The organism is Aliivibrio sifiae (assembly GCF_002954715.1).
Taxonomy (GTDB): Bacteria; Pseudomonadota; Gammaproteobacteria; order Enterobacterales; family Vibrionaceae; genus Aliivibrio; species Aliivibrio sifiae.
Map to the genome: position 1 here is coordinate 937847 of NZ_MSCP01000002.1, position 1520 is coordinate 939366.

The 1520-nt window shown below is 34.9% G+C and carries 3 protein-coding genes; all 3 read right to left on the reverse strand.

What is annotated here, in order from left to right; genetic code table 11:
- Positions 1 to 119 precede the first annotated feature (119 nt).
- The 3 genes from BTO23_RS15430 to BTO23_RS15440 all read right to left on the reverse strand — a co-directional run bounded on the left by BTO23_RS15430 (position 120) and on the right by BTO23_RS15440 (position 1429).
- Entirely contained in the window at positions 120 to 719 is a 600-nt protein-coding gene (locus tag BTO23_RS15430; RefSeq protein WP_105063947.1) for a hypothetical protein, read from the reverse strand.
- Positions 720 to 863: 144 nt separating this feature from the next.
- A complete protein-coding gene (locus tag BTO23_RS15435) occupies positions 864 to 1151 on the reverse strand; it encodes a type II toxin-antitoxin system RelE/ParE family toxin (RefSeq protein WP_105063924.1) in 288 nt (95 codons plus the stop codon).
- Entirely contained in the window at positions 1148 to 1429 is a 282-nt protein-coding gene (locus BTO23_RS15440; protein ID WP_105063948.1) for a type II toxin-antitoxin system Phd/YefM family antitoxin, read from the reverse strand. The genes BTO23_RS15435 and BTO23_RS15440 overlap by 4 nt, the downstream gene beginning before the upstream one ends.
- Between the last annotated feature and the right edge of the window lie 91 nt (positions 1430 to 1520).

The window sequence follows — 1520 nt, forward strand, 5'->3', positions numbered from 1 at the left end:
GCATAACACGTTTACTACCATACAATTATACTTAATATTGACGCCTTAAAACGAGAAACACCCGGCAACCTGAGATGCCGAGTGTAGTAAATCGTGTTGATGCGATTGTTAGCTGTGTTTCAAAGAGGTACTAATATATCCTTAAGAAAAGGAAACATTAATAAACAATGTTTTTCAATACGTTCCCGTATCACATGATCATCATCATTATGACGAGCTAGACAAAGATAGTAATTTTTCCCTTCATATTTTGTAAAAATGACCCATTCGCCAGTCATTTTTCCTTTTATTCTTCGATCATTAAGAGTATCAGTGACTGCTCGTTTACTTATTAGCTTAGCTTGTTCATCTATAGACATAGATTCATTTGTATCTAGAACATCCGAGATAATATTTTTTAATCCATTTTTACCTAATGCAATATCGACATTGTTTTTTATATATCTTGGAGAATAAAAATGGATATGGTGTAGCCCTTTTAAAGGCGATTTTCTAAAAATCGTTGGAGGCTTAGTTCCTGCAAAGTTTTTACCTTTCTCATAATCGTTCAAAGTCATAAATATTTCATCTGAACCAATAAAATGAAGTTCATAAAAAGCCATTAGGTCAGCTAAGAATAATCGAGAATAAGCCCCTTTTATTTTCCATTTAATACCAGATATACGCTCAAATTTATCTAAATCTTCGTCCGAAAACTCAAGCTGAACAATTTTTTCCATTTAATACCTCGAAACAGCTAACGCCTGCATAACACGTTTGCTACTATGCAAACCAAGCTGAATTTTACTGCCTTAATCACTGAAACTAAAGGCAAACTGACAACGCCAAGTGTAGCAAATCGTGTTGATGCATTTGTTATAATTTTATATATCAGCCATAGTCAGCAATTGGCTACAGTTACGAACCGTTAAAATATTTATGCTTAACGTTACGCTATAAATAATGCGGTAATTACCAAAAATGATTTCACGATAATTGGCTCTATTTAGCTCAGGAACAAGACGGCCTAACTCTGGAAATGAACCTAAATTCTCAGCTTTGTCGAATACGTCATTAACCCATTTTTCTGCCGCTGATGGATTGTCTAATGCAATGTATTCTGCTGTCTGCCCTATTTTATCTAAAGCAAGCGGCGACCAAATAACATTCATGAACGTAAGCGTCCTAATATTTTAGAACGAGCATCTTCATTTGATAAACCGAAACCACTAGCGATTTGAGCTTCAGCTTGTTGCACCTCTTCCAGTAACTCTATTTTTTCTTGCATTGCTTCATATTCAGCAACGTCTAAAACAACAGCGACACCTTTACCACGTTGAGTGATAACTAAAGGTCTACGAGTTTCGTTAATTTGACGAATAAACGACGCTACGCCAGCTCTGAATTCTGAAAGTGGTTGAATATCTTGGTCTAATCTTAGTCGAGTCATAATAGCACCTTAGTTGTACTTAATTTTGTACCAATTATAGTGCAAGTATAAATATTCAGCAATACTAAGAAAAATTATAACGCCTGCATAA